The organism is Mesorhizobium sp. P2_C4, from assembly GCF_056404575.1.
In genome coordinates, this window is the sequence record NZ_JBFUDT010000009.1 from 141,068 (window position 1) to 156,013 (window position 14,946).

A 14,946-nucleotide genomic window follows, 5' to 3' on the forward strand; every position below is an offset into this window, starting at 1 on the left:
CGTCAACCATGAGACAACCGCTCCGCTATCCCTGGGTCAATTTCGATGTGGATGACTTTTCCGCGCCTGCGATTGCCGTGCGCGTCGACGTCCCCGAGACCAGAGCGGAGGTACCCGCCCATTGGCACCGCAAAGGCCAACTCGTCTTCGCGCTAGGCGGCGGCGTCACTTGTCGCGTTCCCAGTGGCTTGTGGATGGTGCCGCCGCATTGCGGCGTGTGGATTCCCGGCGGCATGGAGCACAGCAATATCGCGACCGCCAATGCCCGTATATTCTTCGTCTACATCGAACCTGGAGCCACCGATCTGCCGGACCGGTGCTGCACGCTTTCGATCTCGCCACTGCTGCGCGAACTGATCATCGAGCTGTCCGATAGCCTGGACGATGATGAGGCGAGGGACGAGCTGTTGACCCGTATCCTGCTCTCAGAACTGCCGCGCATGTCGGTCCAGCAGCTGCATCTGCCGATCTCCGCCGAGCCGCGCTTGCGGCGGATCGCCGACGCGTTGGCGCAAGACCCTGCCGACCGCAGCACACTGGCGGAGTGGGCCAGTCGCGTCGCGCTCAGCGAGAGCAGTCTCGCCCGTCTCGTGCTGAAGGAAACAGGGTTGAGCTTCGGCCGTTGGCGCCAGCAACTGCACTTGATCGTCGCCATACGGGAGCTGGCCTCAGGCGCGAGCGTGCAGCAGGTTTCGGGCGATCTCGGCTACGGCTCCGTCACGGCCTTCATCACCATGTTCAAGAAGGCGCTTGGCAAGCCGCCGGCAAAGTATCTCAACAGCGTCTCGCAGAACGGCGGCTCGGCATTCGTCGCTTGATCGACCGCGCTTGCGACAGACTTGGGCGCAGTCAGGCCGCGGACGGCTCAGCCGCCTCCGGCTTTTGCCCAAGGATTTCCTCGACAATGCCGCGGGCGATCTCGCGCTCGCCCATGATCACCGTGTCGGCGCCGAGCCCCTTGAGATGTTCGACTTCGGCATCGGAATGGGCGCGGGCGATGACGTTGATCCCAGGGTTGGCGGCCCGTGCCCTGAGCACGATCTGCCCGGCTTCGAAGGCGTTGGGGATGGCCAGGATCAGCCGGTTGGCGCCCTCGGGATTGGCGGCGGCGAACACTTCGGCATTGGCCGCATTGCCGGACACGGTTTCGATGCCGTCTGCCCTGAGCCTGGCCAACGTCTTGTCGGCATCCTCGACGACGAGGAAGGGCAGGGCGGCCTGTTTCAGAGCGGCACCAACCAGGCTGCCGACACGGCCATAGCCGATGAGGATGGCGTGGCCGGTGAGTTTTGTTTTGGACGGCGCGTCCTCGTTGACCGCTGCCGCAACCGAAGCCAACTGGCCCGGCTCGGTTGCCGGACCGAGCGGCCCGGCCTCTTCCGGAGCTGTTGTCCTGGCGCTACGCGCGTCAAGCCATGGCTTCATCCAGTCGAGGGCGAGGAACATCAGCGGATTGAGCAGGATCGACAGGATGGCGCCGGCCAGGATCAGGTCGCGGCCTTGTTCAGGCAGCAGCTTCAGCCCGACGCCGAGCTCGGCCAGGATGAAGGAGAATTCGCCGATCTGGGCAAGGCTGGCCGAAATCATCAGCGCCGTGGCGAGCGGATAGCGGAAGGCGATGACGATGACGAAGGCCGCCAGCGACTTGCCGATGACGATGATGGCCAGCGTCGCCAGGATCGGCCAGCCATTGCTCATCAGGCTGAACGGATCGAACAGCATGCCGACCGAGACGAAGAACAGCACGGAAAAGGCGTCGCGCAGCGGCAGCGATTCCTCGGCGGCGCGGTGGCTGAGCTCGGATTCGCTCATGATCATGCCGGCAAAGAAGGCGCCAAGCGCCAGCGAGACGCCGAACAGTTTGGCCGCACCGAAGGCGACGCCGAGCGCGATGGCCAGCACCGCCAGCCGAAACAGTTCGCGCGACCCGGTATGGGCGACATAGTGCAGGATCCATGGAATGACCCGGCGGCCGACCACCAGCATGACGACGACGAAAGCAGCAACCTTGGCCAGCGTGATGCCGACGACGCCCCATATGCCGAAGCTGGCAGGCAGCGAGAAGAGGCTCGCATGGTCATCTACTTGCGGCTGGCCACCGAGTACACCGGCCAGTGCCGGCAAAAGCACCAGCGCCAGCACCATGGCCAGGTCCTCGACGATCAGCCAGCCGACGGCGATGCGGCCGCGTTCGGTCTCGATCAGCCGCCGTTCCTGCAAGGCGCGCAGCAGCACCACGGTCGATGCGACGGACAGCGCTAGGCCGAAGACCAGCCCGGCGCCCATCGACCAGCCGAGCAGCCAGGCGAGGCCAGCGCCGAGTGCGGTGGCAAAACCGATCTGCACGATGGCGCCGGGCACGGCGATGGCGCGGACGGAGAGCAGGTCCTTCAGCGAAAAATGCAGGCCGACGCCGAACATCAGAAGGATGACGCCGATCTCGGCCAGTTCGTTGGCGAGGCCGGCATCGGCGACGAAGCCGGGCGTGTTCGGCCCGACCAGCACGCCGGCGACGAGATAGCCGACCAGCGGCGGGATGCGGAAACGGTTGGCAAGTGCGCCGAAGATGAAAGCCAGCCCCAGACCGGCAACGATGGTGGCGATGAGGGGCGTGTCATGCGGCATTGTTTATGGAGCGCCTTTCAGAGATCGTGATGTCGGATGTGCACCGCGCGAGGCCGCTGCCTTTATGGGGGAGAGGGTGTCGGCGACGCAACCCGCAGGGCCGAATTTGGTGGCAAACAGCGCTGAAAACGAAAGGCGCGCAGCACAATCGCTGCACGCGCCGAACGGTGAGTGCCGGATCGTCAAGCCGCTTGCAGCATGGTCTCGATGTCGATCACGGCATGGTTGGTCAATGTCTTGGAAATTTCGGCCTGCACCTTGTCGCTGACTTCCTTGTGCAGCTTCTTGCGCATGCTGCCGAGCATCAGGGGCGGCGCGATCAAGACGATCTCGTCGAAGATGCCGTGGTGGGCGAGCTTGTAGAGCCGGTCGGCGATTTCGTCGGCGAAGCGTTCCTTGCCAAGTCGCTGCCAGTCGGTGTCCTCGCCGGCGCGGCGCTGCGCCGAAGGGCCATCATTGTGGCTGACGGGGCTGTCACTGCCTTCCTCTCGTGTCACCGGATTGTCTTGCTTCATCTCCTGCACGAGCCGCAGGTTCGGATAGAGGCCATCGCCCTCGTTCTTGAGGAACAGCGCTTTTTCGCCATCGGCCACCATGACCCAGAGGCCATGTTTCAGGTTGATTTTGCTCATCGCGCGCTCCTTGTCGAAGGTTCAAATGCCGCCGAAGATTATTTGTTGCGGTAAGGCCCAACGCGTGGCGAAGCGGGAATGTTCCACTGGCCCGGCTGAAGGAGCAGCAGCCCTTCTCAGAGCGATTGGACTGCTTCCGTGGGCAGCGGCAAAGCCGGCGGCTTTAATCTACCAAATTGGTAGAATTTAGAAAAATCTGTTTTGTGACAAGGCTCGTTTGCCCCTAGAAGCACCGCAGAACAAGGCCTGCAACAGCAGCTTGAATCCGCCCCCTGCGCGGATGTGGAATATTTTTCTCTTGGCTGTGACGCTTGCAGAAAAGCGATTGCTTCCCGCGAAGCGATGCGCGAGTGCGTTCCTTCTGGTTTTTCACGCCCGCGCGTAAAACTGCCAAACTGTTCAGGAATCTGCTCGTCATGCCGCAGGAAACGTCCAAGCTCAATGCCTTCCCCGTCTTCGTGCGGGTCGAAGGCGAAGCCGTGGCCATTGTCGGCGGCGGCGAGGAGGCGCTGGCCAAGGCGCGGCTGCTCGGCCAGTCGAGCGCGGTGCTGCGCATCATCGCGGAAAACGCCGAGCCGGAGCTGCTGACCTTGATCGCACACAGCGGCGCGATCCACATTGCCGCCGCCTACGATGCCGAGCATCTCGAAGGCGCGGTCATGGTGTTCGCCGCCAGCGGCGATGAGGGGCTCGACCGCCGCGTCGCCGAAGACGCACGCCGGCTGGGTATCCCGGTCAATGCCGTCGACCGGCCGGAGCTTTGCGATTTCTTCACCCCGGCATTGGTCAACCGCGCACCGGTTGCGATTGCCATTGGTACCGAAGGTGCAGGCCCGGTGCTGGCGCAGATGCTGCGCAGCCGCATCGACCAGATGCTGTCGCCCACGCTCGGGCCGCTGGCAACGCTGGCCGCCTCGTTCCGCGGTGCCGCCGAAAAGCTGCTGCCGAGAGGCAATGCCCGCCGCCGCTTCTGGAGCGATTTTTTCGCTGGCGCGCCAGCGCGTGCAGTGGAGGCCGGAGAGCTTTCGCAGGCGCATGATGCCGCCGTCAACCTGTTGCTTTCGAACGCGCCTGTATCGGGCCACATCGCTCTGGTTGGCGCCGGTCCCGGGGCCGAGGATCTGTTGACGCTGCGCGCCCACCGCCTGCTGATGGAAGCCGACGTCATCGTCTATGACGCGCTGGTGCCGGAGGCGATCGTCGCCATGGGCCGCCGCGACGCCGAGCGCCTGCCTGTCGGCAAGCGCAAGGGTTGCCATTCCAAGAGCCAGGCCGAGATCAATGCGCTGCTGGTCGAACTCGGCCGCGACGGCAAGCGCGTCGTGCGCCTGAAGTCGGGCGATCCGCTGGTGTTCGGCCGCGCCGGCGAGGAAATGGCGGCATTGCGCGATGCCGGCATTGCCTACGATGTGGTCCCCGGCGTCACCGCGGCCTTCGCCGCCGCCGCCGATTTCGAACTGCCGCTGACGCTGCGCGGCGTGTCGTCGTCGATGGTGTTCACCACCGGCCACGACCTCAAGGGCAATTCGCTGCCCGACTGGGCCAAGCTTGCCATCTCGGGTGCTACCGTCGCCGTCTATATGGGCCGCTCGGTCGCGGCCGAGGTAGCGGAACGGCTGATCGAAGCCGGCCTGTCGCCGGATACGGCGGTCGCCGTGGTCGAGAATGCCAGCCTGCAAAATCGCCGCCGCTTCCACGGCACGCTCGCCGACCTGCCGTCGTTGGAGGCGCGCGCCGACCTGACCGGACCGGTAATGACCATCATCGGCGATGCGGTCGCCGGCGCTAACTTTGAACGTTCCGAGCCGCTCGCGGCACACAGGCATGAGCGCGCGGATGCCGTGCCGCGCGAAGGAGTTGAACAATGAAGGTTTTGACCGCAAACCGCCTCACCGACGGCATTGCCGTCTGGTACGCCAATGGCGGCTGGGCGGAGACGATCGACAGTGCCGATCTCGCCCATGACAAGGCGGCCGAGGACCGGCTGGAAGCGATCGGTGCTGCGGCCTATGCCAACAATGAAGTGGTCGACGTCAATCTGATCGACGTGACCGTCGCCGACGGCATCGTCGAGGCGGTACGGCTGCGTGAAAAGATCCGCGCCGCCGGCCCGACCAACCGCAACGACCTTGGCAAGCAGGCCCGTCCGGAAGCCGTCCGGGCAGCATAAAACGATAGTGATGAAGCGGGCGGACGCGCCCGGAAAGACGAAGCATGTACCGTTACGATGAGTTCGACCACGATTTTGTCCAGGCCCGCGTCGCCGAGTTCAGCGACCAGGTGACGCGCCGGCTTGCCGGCGAGATCACCGAGGACCAGTTCCGGCCGCTGCGGCTGATGAACGGCGTCTATCTGCAGCTGCACGCCTACATGCTGCGCATCGCGGTGCCCTACGGCACGCTGAGCGGCAAGCAATTGCGCATGCTTGGCCACATCGCCCGCAAATATGACAAGGGCTACGGCCACTTCACCACGCGGCAGAACATCCAGTTCAACTGGCCGGCGCTGTCGGACATTCCGGCGATCCTGGCCGATCTCGCCAGCGTCGAAATGCACGCCATCCAGACCAGCGGCAACTGCATCCGCAATGTCACCGCCGATCATTTCGCCGGTGCTGCCGCCGACGAGGTCGCCGATCCGCGCCCCTATGCGGAGATACTGCGGCAGTGGTCGTCGGTGCATCCGGAATTCTCGTTCCTGCCGCGCAAGTTCAAGATCGCGGTGACGGGTGCGGAACGCGACCGCGCCGCCATCCAGACGCATGATATCGGCCTGCATTTGAAGAAGAGTGCCGAGGGCGAGCTCGGCTTTGCCGTCTATGTCGGCGGTGGCCAGGGTCGCACGCCGATGGTGGCCAAGAAGATCCGCGACTTCCTGCCGGAGGCCGACCTTCTGTCCTACTGCACGGCGATCCTGCGCGTTTACAACCTCTATGGCCGCCGCGACAACAAGTACAAGGCGCGCATCAAGATCCTGGTCCACGAGACCGGCGTCGAGGAAATCACCCGTCAGGTCGAGGCCGAGTGGCTGGAGCTGAAGGACGCCGAATTGAGGCTGCCGGAAGCCGACATCCGCGCCATCGACGCCTATTTCGCGCCACCGGCACTGAGCGACCGGCCGGAAGGCGACGCGTCGGTCAGGCTGGCCCGTCTCGATTCCAAAAGCTTTTCGGAATGGCTCGACCAGAACGTGGTGACGCACCGCCATCCCGACTATGCGGCGGTGACCATCTCGCTCAAGGGCATCGGCGAAGCGCCGGGTGACGCCTCCGACAGCCAGATGGAAGCGGTCGCCGACATCGCCGAAAAATATTCCTTCGACGAGCTGCGTGTCAGCCATGAGCAGAATCTGATCCTGCCGCATGTGGCGCGCGCCGACCTCAAGGCGGTCTATGACGCGCTGGTCGATATCGGGCTGGCGACCGCCAACTCCAACCTGATCACCGATATCATCTCGTGCCCGGGCCTCGATTATTGCGCGCTGGCAACGGCGCGCTCGATCCCGATCGCGCAGGAAATTTCGCTGCGTTTCGCCTCGCTGGAGCGGCAGCGGGACATCGGCGAACTGAAGCTGAAGATTTCCGGCTGCATCAATGCCTGCGGCCATCACCATGTCGGTCACATCGGTATTCTGGGCGTCGAGAAGAAGGGCGCCGAGCTCTATCAGGTGACGCTTGGCGGCTCGGCTGACGAGAATACTTCGGTCGGCGAGATCATCGGCCGCGGCTTCAGTTCGGAAGAAATCACCGACGCCATCGAGCAGATCGTCGAAACCTATCTCGGCCTTCGGCTCGATCGCACAGAAAAATTCATCGACGCCTACCGCCGTGTCGGTCCCGCGCCGTTCAAGGAGGCGCTCTATGCTGGCGAAACCAAGGCCGCTTGACCGTATCGTCGACGTTGAGGCCGGCATCGCTGCGCAGGCAGCGGGGCTCGACGCGCTCTATGGTCATCTGACGCCGCTCGAGATCATCGAGCGCTCGGCCAGAGAGCTTTTTCATGGCGAGATCGCCGCCGTTTCATCGTTCGGCGCCGATTCAGCCGTGCTGCTGCACATGATCTCCGAGATCGACCGCACGCTGCCGGTGATCTTCCTCGACACCGGCAAGCATTTCGAGGAGACGCTCGGCTATCGCGATGCGCTTGTCGCCGATTTCGGGCTGACCGACATCCGCGTGATCACCCCCGACGAGGCGGCGCTTTCGCGTATCGACCCGACCGGCAATCTGAACCAAACCGACACCGACGCCTGCTGCGATGTGCGCAAGGTCGAGCCGCTGGCGCGCGGCGTTGAGCCATTCCGCGCCTGGTTCACCGGCCGCAAGCGCTTCCAGGCGGCGACGCGGGCATCGCTGCCGATCTTCGAAGCGGTCGGTTCGCGCATCCGCATCAACCCGCTGGCGCGCTGGACGACGTCCGACCAGGCCGACTACATGCGCGCGCATGCGCTGCGCGAAAATCCGCTGGTCGCCTATGGCTATCTGTCGATCGGCTGCTTCCCGTGCACGCAGCCGGTGCAGCCGGGCGATGATGCGCGCAGCGGCCGCTGGGCGGGTCATGCCAAGACCGAGTGCGGCATCCATTTGTCGGGGCTGGAGAAGTCGCTGACCGACGCCTCCCTTTAGGAATTTCTTGATGACTGAACAGACACCGGAGATCGTCACCCGCCTCTGGACCCCGACCGGTTTCCGCGAGGACGAGTGGGCGCATGCCGAAAATGCCGAGGCGCTGTCGGGCAACGGTCGCTTCATCCTGCCGCTGCAGGCGTTTCTCGGCCTCGATCCGGAGGTGCGCCGGTCGGCCAAGGAGCGCATCGGGGTTCTGCTTCAGCCCGGCGACCAGCTCGAAAAGATCGCAGACCTGCTCGACCAGCTGTCGCTGGTGGCGCTGGCCTTCCCGGCGTTCAGCGATGGCCGCTCCTTCTCCAAGGGCGAGTTGCTGCGCAGCCGCTACCATTTCGAGGGCGCGGTCCGCGCGTCCGGCCAGGTTCTCGTCGATCAGCTGCCGCACATGCTGCGGCTCGGCTTCGACGAGTTCGAGGTGTCGCATCCCGTGCTTTTGAAGCGGCTCGAGGAAGGCCGCACCGGCGGCTTGCCGCTGTATTATCAGCCGACGGCCGAGCCGGAGCCCAAGGGGCCAAAGTACTCATGGCGGCGCGAACGCGCGAGCTGACGCAGCGGTAATTCCGTACGCCTTTACAACAGCTCCCATCAGGCCTTCTCTGACTGTCCGGACGGAAATATCCGCCGGAAGCCGGGAGGAGACCATGCGTTACGACTACGTCATCGCCGGTGGCGGCTCGGCCGGCTGCACGCTGGCCGCAAGGCTCTCCGAGGATCCATCGAAAACGGTCTGCCTGATCGAAGCTGGTGGTGCCGGCAAGGATCTGTTCATCCGCGCGCCGGCGGGCGTGATTGCGCTGTTGCCAGGACGGCCGAAGATCAACAACTGGGCCTTCCAGACGGTGCCACAGCAAGGCTTCGGCGGACGCAAGGGCTACCAGCCGCGCGGCAAGGCGCTCGGCGGCTCCAGCGCCATCAATGCCATGCTGTACACGCGCGGCCATCGCGGCGACTACGACGAATGGGCCGATCGCGGCTGCGACGGCTGGTCGTGGGACGAGGTGCTGCCCTATTTCCGGCGCGCCGAAGGCAATCAGCGCGGCGCCGACGCGCTGCATGGCGGCGACGGGCCGTTGCGGGTGGCCGAGCAGCAGGAGCCGCGCCCGATCGCCAAGGCCTTTGTCGAGGCCTGCGGCGAAAACCAGATCCGCCTCAACGATGATTTCAACGGGCCGGAGCAGGAGGGGGCAGGGCTCTATCAGGTCACGCAGTTCTGGGGCGAGGCCCGCAACGGCGAGCGCTGCTCGGCCGCTGCCGCCTACCTGCATCCGGCGATGAGCCGGCCGAACCTGACCGTCATCACCGGCGCGCATGCCACCGGCATCGTGCTTGACGGCAAGCGCGCCACCGGCGTGCGCTACCGCACGGGCAAAAGCGAAGCCGTGGCGCAAGCCAGGCGCGAGGTCATCCTGTGCGGCGGCGCCTTCGGATCGCCGCAGCTTTTGCTGTTGTCCGGCATCGGTCCGGCGGCCGAACTTGCGGTGCACGGTATTCCGCTCGTCCACGAACTGGCAGGGGTCGGACAGAACCTGCAGGACCATCTCGATTTCATCCTGGCTTGGAAGTCGAGGGAGACCGACCTGATGGGCATCGGCCTGCGCGGCACGCCTGGTCTGCTCAGGCATATGCTGCGCTGGCGCAAGGACGGCAGCGGCATGATCGCCACGCCCTATGCGGAAGGTGGCGCCTTCCTCAAATCCGATCCGGCGATCGAGCGGCCCGACCTGCAGCTGCATTTCTGCATCGCCATCGTCGACGATCACGGCCGCAAGCTGCATATGGGCTATGGCTTTTCCTGCCATGTCTGCGTGCTCAGGCCGCATTCGCGCGGTGCGGTCGGGCTGTCGACGCCAGACCCGCTGGCGCCGCCCCGCATCGACCCGCGCTTTCTCTCCGACGACCGCGATGCCGCCCTTTTGCTCAAGGGGGTCAAGATGATGCGCGGCATATTGGAGGCGCCGGCGCTGGCAAAATATCGCCACAAGGAAATCTACACCGCCGGTGCCTCCAGCGATGCCGAATTGATGACGCACATAAAGGCGCGTGCCGACACGATCTATCACCCGGTGGGCACCTGCAAGATGGGCGTCGATGCGATGGCGGTGGTCGATCCGCAGCTCAGGGTGCACGGGCTAAAAGGGCTGCGTGTCGTCGACGCCTCGGTGATGCCGACGCTGATCGGCGGCAACACCAATGCGCCGACGATCATGATTGCCGAAAAGGCGGCGGACATGATCAAGGCCGCCTGATCGTCATCTGTCCCCGGTCAAACCAATCATGCCGCTTTCGTCGGCAGCAAATAATTCTGGCGCGCCCTGCCTACACAAGATCTGGTCAGACCAATTGTGCGATTCACGCTTTTCCTTTTGCCGTCTTGCTCGTAGGATAGGGCCATTATTTCGGGACCCGAAATAAATAGCCAAGGGGAGGAACGGGAATGGCAGGCAAGAAGATATTGATGCTCGTTGGCGATTTCAGCGAGGAATACGAGATTTTCGTCTTCGAACAGGCCATGCATGCCGTTGGCCACACCGTCCATGTCGTCTGCCCCGACAAGAAGGCGGGCGACATCCTCAAGACGTCGTTGCACGATTTCGAGGGTCACCAGACCTATACGGAAAAGCTCGGCCACGATTACATCCTCAACAAGACGTTTTCCGAGGTGAAACCGGCCGAATATGACGCCGTCTATGCGGCTGGCGGGCGCGGGCCGGAATATATCCGCATCGACAAGCGCGTGCAGGCGCTGGTGCGGCATTTCCACGAAACCGGCAAGCCGATCTTCACCATCTGCCACGGCGTGCAGATCCTGATCGCGGTCGATGGCGTGGTGCGCGGCCGCGAAGTCGCAGCACTGCAGTATTGCGAGCCGGAGGTCACACTGGCCGGTGGCATCTACATCGATGTCGCGCCGAACGGCGCTCATGTCGACGGCAATCTGGTGTCGGCCAAGGGCTGGCCTGGGCTGGCCGCCTTCATGCGCGAATGCCTGAAGGTGCTGGGCACCGAAATCCGCCATGGCGAGATCCTGCGCGACGAGCGCAAGGCGGCCTGATCCCGGATTTTGCCAATGCCGCCGCGCCGCATGGGTGCGGCGGCGGCCTGGAAATTGGATCGGTCAGAAGTAACGCTTGAGATTGCCGCGGATGCGATCCAGCACGGTGTCGCCGGTGAGATCAGGCACGAATTCCTTGCCGGTGATCGCTTCAAAGGCCTGCACATAGACCCGTGAGGTCTGGTTGACGATCTCGTCGGGTATCCTCGGGATCGGCTCCTTGTATGGATCGCAGCGGGCCGAGACCCAGGACCGGATGAAATCCTTGTCGAAACTGTCCGGCCGCGTGCCGTTCTCGAGCGCCTGCTCGTAGGTCTTGGCGATCCAGTAGCGGCTGCTGTCGGGCGTGTGGATTTCGTCGGCAAGCACGATGGTCCCGTCCTTGTCGGTGCCGAACTCGTATTTCGTGTCGGCGAGGATCAGGCCCCGTTCGGCAGCGCGCGCCTGGCCGCGCGCGAACAGTTGCAAGGCGTAACTTGAGACCGTCTGCCATTGCGTCGGCGTGAGGAGCCCTTGCTCGATTATTTCGGCTTCGGACAGCGGCTCATCATGGCCGCCATCGAAAGCCTTGCTCGTTGGGGTGATGATGGCTTGGCGCAGCTTTTCATGGGCGCGCAACCCGTCCGGCAGCACGGTGCCATACATGTGCCGCTCGCCATTCTTGTATTTGGTCAGAATCGACGTGCTGGTGGTTCCCGCGAGATAGCCGCGCACGACGATTTCGACCGGCAGGATTTCGAGCCTGACACCCACGACAACGTTCGGGTCGGGATATTCAAGCACATGGTTCGGGCAGATATCGGCGGTCTCTTCGAACCAGTAGCGGGCAATCTGCGTCAGGATCTCTCCCTTGAACGGGATCGAGGTCAGGATGGTGTCGAAGGCGCTGATGCGGTCGGTGGCGATGATGATGCGTCGCCAGTCCGGCAGGTCGTAATTGTCCCGCACCTTGCCGTTGTAGCGGTTCGGCAGTTCGGGAATGAAGGCGTCAGTGAGAACGCGGAGATCGCTCATGGAAGGATATCGTTTGTCGGTGGGTTACTAAATCCGGCTCGCGTTGCGCCCGATCCAAACATGTCGATTAGAGCTAAATCGCCATCCGCGCTTCGCGGAATGACACCAGCTTGCGGCGGTTCTCGTCCCACAGCGCCAGCTTGACGCAACGCAGGCTGTCGAGAAGTGTGACGCGGCCGATGTCGCGCAGTTCCGGATAATCGCGCAGCACTTCCGGGAGCCGGTAGCACGGCACCTTGGCGGAGAGGTGGTGGACGTGGTGGACGCCGATGTTGCCGGTGAACCAGTTCAGCACCGGCGGCAGGTCGTAGTAGGACGATCCATGCAGCGCCGCATGCTGGAATTCCCATTCGGAATCCTTCGCCCACTCCGTCTCCTCGAACTGGTGCTGGACATAGAACAGCCAGACGCCGGCCGAACCGGCGAGGATGACGATAGGCAGATGGACGACCAGGAAGGCGCCGGGGCCGACGAACCAGATCAGGATCGCGGCAGCCAGCGCGATGGCGAGATTGGTGGCCATGGACGACACCCAGGGCGTCAGCCCGCCCCGCATCATGCCGACCGGCAGCCGCTGCTCAAAAATGAAAAGCCATATCGGCCCGAGACCGAACATGACCAGCGGATGGCGATAGAGACGATAGCCAAGACGGCCCCGCCACGACATTTGCCGGTACTCGGCGACGGTCAGCGTCTTGATGTCGCCCATGCCGCGCTCGTCGAGATTGCCGGCGCTGGCGTGATGGGTGGCGTGGGCGCGGCGCCAGCAATCATAGGGCGTCAGCGTCAGCACGCCGAGGGCGCGGCCGATCCAGTCGTCGGCATAGCGATTGGCGAAGAAGGAGCCGTGGCCGCAATCGTGCTGGATCATGAAGATCCGCACCAGAAAGCCGGCCGCCGGGAGGATGAGGATCAAACCCCACCAATGGCCATAGGAATAGGCGGCCGAAGAGAGCGCCCATAAGGTGACGAAAGGGATGAGGGTGATGGCAAGTTCGACGGTGCTGCGCCGCCTGTCAGGCTTCTTGTAGCGCGCCAGAATCTTTAACCAGGCGCGCCTGCTGTTGGCGGCGGCCTCGGGGGAAATCATGTTCATCAGGAAGCATAGACGGAGCCCGCCGCTGCCGCAAGGCGCGGATCACGCCAAATAACTGTGCGTAATTGTCGCGCGATGCGAGCCCGGGCGCTATTGCCGGCGGTCATTGCCGGCAAGGCTGCCTTCCACACCGTCGAGACGGTCGAGCAGTTCCCTGAAATGGTCGGGAATGTCGGCCTCGGTGCGGAACGCCGGCAGTGTGCGCAGGAAGCGCGTCGTGGCCTCGGTGCTAAACTGGCGCCTGATATCGGCAGCAAGACTTTCGCGCCTGTCGCCATTGTTGCGGGTCGTCATTTCAAAATCCTTTGTCGGGTTCGAAACTCCTCCGGCAGCGGAATGGTTCCCCTATCGCGCCATGCAGGCAAGCAAAGCCGGTGATTACAGTAAAATTTGAATTAAAGTCGAACGTCTTTGCGATGCGCGGGCAAAGCGCGACCAGTGGCCCTCAGTACGGCTTGCCCCTTGATTTTTGACCGCCAAACCTCGATATCGGGCACAAATCCAAACCATTCGAACTGACGGGAAACGGCGATGAGCGACCAGACGAAAGACGAACGCGCGCCCGAGGACATTGAAACGGCCGAGACCCTCGGCGAGCGCGCCGAAGGCAGCATCGACGGCGACTATGAAGCGCTGGTGCGGCTTCTGAAGGAAAACGAAGAGCTGAAGGACCGCGCGCTGCGCGTCGCGGCCGAGATGGAGAACCTGCGCCGCCGCACCGCGCGCGACGTGCATGACGCGCGCACCTATGCGGTGGCCAATTTCGCGCGTGACATGCTGTCGGTATCGGACAATCTGCGCCGCGCGCTCGACGCCATTCCGGCCGAGGCCAAGGCCTCGGGCGATGCCGGGTTCAAGGCGCTGATCGACGGCGTCGAAATCACCGAGCGCGCCATGCTGTCGGCGCTGGAGCGGCACGGGGTGAAGAAGCTTGAGCCGCAAGGCGAGAAATTCGACCCGAATTTCCATCAGGCGATGTTCGAGGTGCCCAATCCGGACGTGCCGGCCAACACCGTCGTCCAGATCGTACAGCCGGGCTATTCGATCGGCGAGCGCGTGCTGCGGCCGGCCATGGTTGGCGTCGCCAAGGGCGGTCCCAAATATGTGGCGAGCGAAACGCCTGTCGAGCCGGGGCCGGTCAATGACGAGGCCGAGAGGGATGCGTGATAGCGAGTAGCGAATAGGGAGTAGCGAGTAGGGCTGATACTAATCTGCGGCTTCGTGCTATTGCCCTACTCACTATTCGCTACTCACTACTCGCTCGGTTCATGAACCCCATCGACCTCCTCGACTATGCCGGAGTCGCCGTCTTCGCGGCGACGGGTGCGCTTGCCGCCTCGCGCAAGCAGCTCGACATTATCGGTTTTCTGTTCCTGGCCAGCGTCACCGGCATCGGCGGCGGCACGTTTCGCGACGTCATCCTCAATTTGCCGGTGTTCTGGGTCGCCAACCGCGATTATGTGCTGATCTGCGCAGTGGTTGCCGTGCTGGTCTTCTTTAGCGCCCACCGTGTCGAATCCCGCTACAAATTGCTGCTCTGGCTCGATGCCGTCGGCCTCGCCGCGTTCTCGGTGATGGGCGCCGCCAAGGGCTTGGCCATCACCGGTTCGCCTGTTGTGTCGGTCATCACCGGCATGCTCACAGCCACCTTCGGCGGCATTCTTAGGGATATCCTGGCCGGCGAGCCATCGGTGCTGCTGAGACCCGAGATCTATGTCAGTGCGGCGCTTGCCGGTGCTGCGCTGTTTACGCTTGGCGATCTCGCCGGGCTGCCACCACTCGCCTCAGGCCTCGCCGGCTTTGCCGCGGCTTTCCTGGTGCGCGGCGGCGCGCTCAAGTTCGGCTGGTCGTTTCCGTCCTACAAGAGCCGGCCCGGCCGGCGGCCGGAAGACATTCCTTGAAC

15 protein-coding genes are annotated in these 14,946 nt (G+C 63.8%); 10 read left to right on the forward strand and 5 right to left on the reverse strand.

Features of this window, described 5'->3' with window-relative positions; genetic code table 11:
• The first annotated feature begins 8 nt into the window (after window positions 1-8).
• On the forward strand, window positions 9-818 hold the full coding sequence (locus AC1DX6_RS26900; RefSeq protein WP_477318970.1) for an AraC family transcriptional regulator: 810 nt from the start codon (window positions 9-11) through the stop codon (window positions 816-818).
• 31 nt (window positions 819-849) lie between these two features.
• Here AC1DX6_RS26900 and ybaL read toward each other — a convergent pair whose 3' ends face one another.
• Together ybaL and AC1DX6_RS26910 are read right to left on the reverse strand one after the other, a co-directional pair.
• Entirely contained in the window at window positions 850-2,625 is a 1,776-nt protein-coding gene (gene ybaL / locus AC1DX6_RS26905; RefSeq protein WP_477318972.1) for a YbaL family putative K(+) efflux transporter, read from the reverse strand.
• 182 nt (window positions 2,626-2,807) lie between these two features.
• The gene (locus tag AC1DX6_RS26910; protein WP_477318974.1) at window positions 2,808-3,257 is read right to left on the reverse strand and encodes a baeRF12 domain-containing protein; all 450 of its coding nucleotides are present in this window, start codon (window positions 3,255-3,257) and stop codon (window positions 2,808-2,810) included.
• A gap of 416 nt (window positions 3,258-3,673) precedes the next feature.
• Here AC1DX6_RS26910 and cysG point away from each other — a divergent pair, with 416 nt between their 5' ends.
• The 7 genes from cysG (at window position 3,674) to AC1DX6_RS26945 (ending at window position 10,933) form a co-directional block, all read left to right on the forward strand.
• Entirely contained in the window at window positions 3,674-5,125 is a 1,452-nt protein-coding gene (cysG, locus tag AC1DX6_RS26915; RefSeq protein WP_477318976.1) for a siroheme synthase CysG, read from the forward strand.
• Window positions 5,122-5,427, forward strand: coding sequence for a DUF2849 domain-containing protein (locus AC1DX6_RS26920; RefSeq protein ID WP_477318978.1), 306 nt, complete (start codon window positions 5,122-5,124; stop codon window positions 5,425-5,427). Before cysG ends, AC1DX6_RS26920 begins: the two co-directional genes overlap by 4 nt.
• Before the next feature lie 44 nt (window positions 5,428-5,471).
• The gene (locus AC1DX6_RS26925) at window positions 5,472-7,142 is read left to right on the forward strand and encodes a nitrite/sulfite reductase (RefSeq protein ID WP_477318980.1); all 1,671 of its coding nucleotides are present in this window, start codon (window positions 5,472-5,474) and stop codon (window positions 7,140-7,142) included.
• Window positions 7,117-7,881 (forward strand): phosphoadenylyl-sulfate reductase, encoded by a 765-nt coding sequence (locus tag AC1DX6_RS26930; RefSeq protein WP_477318982.1) that lies wholly within the window; start codon window positions 7,117-7,119, stop codon window positions 7,879-7,881. Before AC1DX6_RS26925 ends, AC1DX6_RS26930 begins: the two co-directional genes overlap by 26 nt.
• A 10-nt stretch (window positions 7,882-7,891) precedes the next feature.
• Window positions 7,892-8,428 (forward strand): DUF934 domain-containing protein, encoded by a 537-nt coding sequence (locus AC1DX6_RS26935; protein WP_477318984.1) that lies wholly within the window; start codon window positions 7,892-7,894, stop codon window positions 8,426-8,428.
• Window positions 8,429-8,522: 94 nt separating this feature from the next.
• Window positions 8,523-10,127: a GMC family oxidoreductase gene (locus tag AC1DX6_RS26940; RefSeq protein ID WP_477318986.1), complete on the forward strand. Its 1,605-nt coding sequence runs from the start codon at window positions 8,523-8,525 to the stop codon at window positions 10,125-10,127.
• A gap of 188 nt (window positions 10,128-10,315) precedes the next feature.
• The gene (locus AC1DX6_RS26945) at window positions 10,316-10,933 is read left to right on the forward strand and encodes a DJ-1/PfpI family protein (protein ID WP_477318988.1); all 618 of its coding nucleotides are present in this window, start codon (window positions 10,316-10,318) and stop codon (window positions 10,931-10,933) included.
• Between the two features lie 63 nt (window positions 10,934-10,996).
• Here AC1DX6_RS26945 and AC1DX6_RS26950 read toward each other — a convergent pair whose 3' ends face one another.
• From AC1DX6_RS26950 to AC1DX6_RS26960, 3 genes are all read right to left on the reverse strand, one after another.
• Entirely contained in the window at window positions 10,997-11,947 is a 951-nt protein-coding gene (locus tag AC1DX6_RS26950) for a phosphoribosylaminoimidazolesuccinocarboxamide synthase (RefSeq protein ID WP_477318990.1), read from the reverse strand.
• Between the two features lie 73 nt (window positions 11,948-12,020).
• Window positions 12,021-13,043, reverse strand: a complete 1,023-nt coding sequence (locus tag AC1DX6_RS26955) for a fatty acid desaturase (protein WP_477318992.1) — start codon at window positions 13,041-13,043, stop codon at window positions 12,021-12,023.
• Window positions 13,044-13,133: 90 nt separating this feature from the next.
• On the reverse strand, window positions 13,134-13,337 hold the full coding sequence (locus AC1DX6_RS26960) for a hypothetical protein (protein WP_477318994.1): 204 nt from the start codon (window positions 13,335-13,337) through the stop codon (window positions 13,134-13,136).
• Between the two features lie 237 nt (window positions 13,338-13,574).
• Between AC1DX6_RS26960 and grpE the strand changes: the two genes are divergently transcribed.
• Window positions 13,575-14,210: a nucleotide exchange factor GrpE gene (gene grpE, locus AC1DX6_RS26965; protein ID WP_477318996.1), complete on the forward strand. Its 636-nt coding sequence runs from the start codon at window positions 13,575-13,577 to the stop codon at window positions 14,208-14,210.
• A gap of 101 nt (window positions 14,211-14,311) precedes the next feature.
• A complete protein-coding gene (locus AC1DX6_RS26970; protein ID WP_477318998.1) occupies window positions 14,312-14,944 on the forward strand; it encodes a trimeric intracellular cation channel family protein in 633 nt (210 codons plus the stop codon).
• The last annotated feature ends 2 nt before the right edge of the window (window positions 14,945-14,946 follow it).

Excerpts from the sequence above, each read along its gene's own strand:
- AC1DX6_RS26900 (WP_477318970.1), top strand. The coding sequence starts at position 9 with ATGAGACAACCGCTCCGCTATCCCTGGGTCAATTTCGATGTGGATGAC.
- ybaL (WP_477318972.1), bottom strand. The coding sequence starts at position 2,625 with ATGCCGCATGACACGCCCCTCATCGCCACCATCGTTGCCGGTCTGGGG.
- AC1DX6_RS26910 (WP_477318974.1), bottom strand. The coding sequence starts at position 3,257 with ATGAGCAAAATCAACCTGAAACATGGCCTCTGGGTCATGGTGGCCGAT.
- cysG (WP_477318976.1), top strand. The coding sequence starts at position 3,674 with ATGCCGCAGGAAACGTCCAAGCTCAATGCCTTCCCCGTCTTCGTGCGG.
- AC1DX6_RS26920 (WP_477318978.1), top strand. The coding sequence starts at position 5,122 with ATGAAGGTTTTGACCGCAAACCGCCTCACCGACGGCATTGCCGTCTGG.
- AC1DX6_RS26925 (WP_477318980.1), top strand. The coding sequence starts at position 5,472 with ATGTACCGTTACGATGAGTTCGACCACGATTTTGTCCAGGCCCGCGTC.
- AC1DX6_RS26930 (WP_477318982.1), top strand. The coding sequence starts at position 7,117 with ATGCTGGCGAAACCAAGGCCGCTTGACCGTATCGTCGACGTTGAGGCC.
- AC1DX6_RS26935 (WP_477318984.1), top strand. The coding sequence starts at position 7,892 with ATGACTGAACAGACACCGGAGATCGTCACCCGCCTCTGGACCCCGACC.
- AC1DX6_RS26940 (WP_477318986.1), top strand. The coding sequence starts at position 8,523 with ATGCGTTACGACTACGTCATCGCCGGTGGCGGCTCGGCCGGCTGCACG.
- AC1DX6_RS26945 (WP_477318988.1), top strand. The coding sequence starts at position 10,316 with ATGGCAGGCAAGAAGATATTGATGCTCGTTGGCGATTTCAGCGAGGAA.
- AC1DX6_RS26950 (WP_477318990.1), bottom strand. The coding sequence starts at position 11,947 with ATGAGCGATCTCCGCGTTCTCACTGACGCCTTCATTCCCGAACTGCCG.
- AC1DX6_RS26955 (WP_477318992.1), bottom strand. The coding sequence starts at position 13,043 with ATGAACATGATTTCCCCCGAGGCCGCCGCCAACAGCAGGCGCGCCTGG.
- AC1DX6_RS26960 (WP_477318994.1), bottom strand. The coding sequence starts at position 13,337 with ATGACGACCCGCAACAATGGCGACAGGCGCGAAAGTCTTGCTGCCGAT.
- grpE (WP_477318996.1), top strand. The coding sequence starts at position 13,575 with ATGAGCGACCAGACGAAAGACGAACGCGCGCCCGAGGACATTGAAACG.
- AC1DX6_RS26970 (WP_477318998.1), top strand. The coding sequence starts at position 14,312 with ATGAACCCCATCGACCTCCTCGACTATGCCGGAGTCGCCGTCTTCGCG.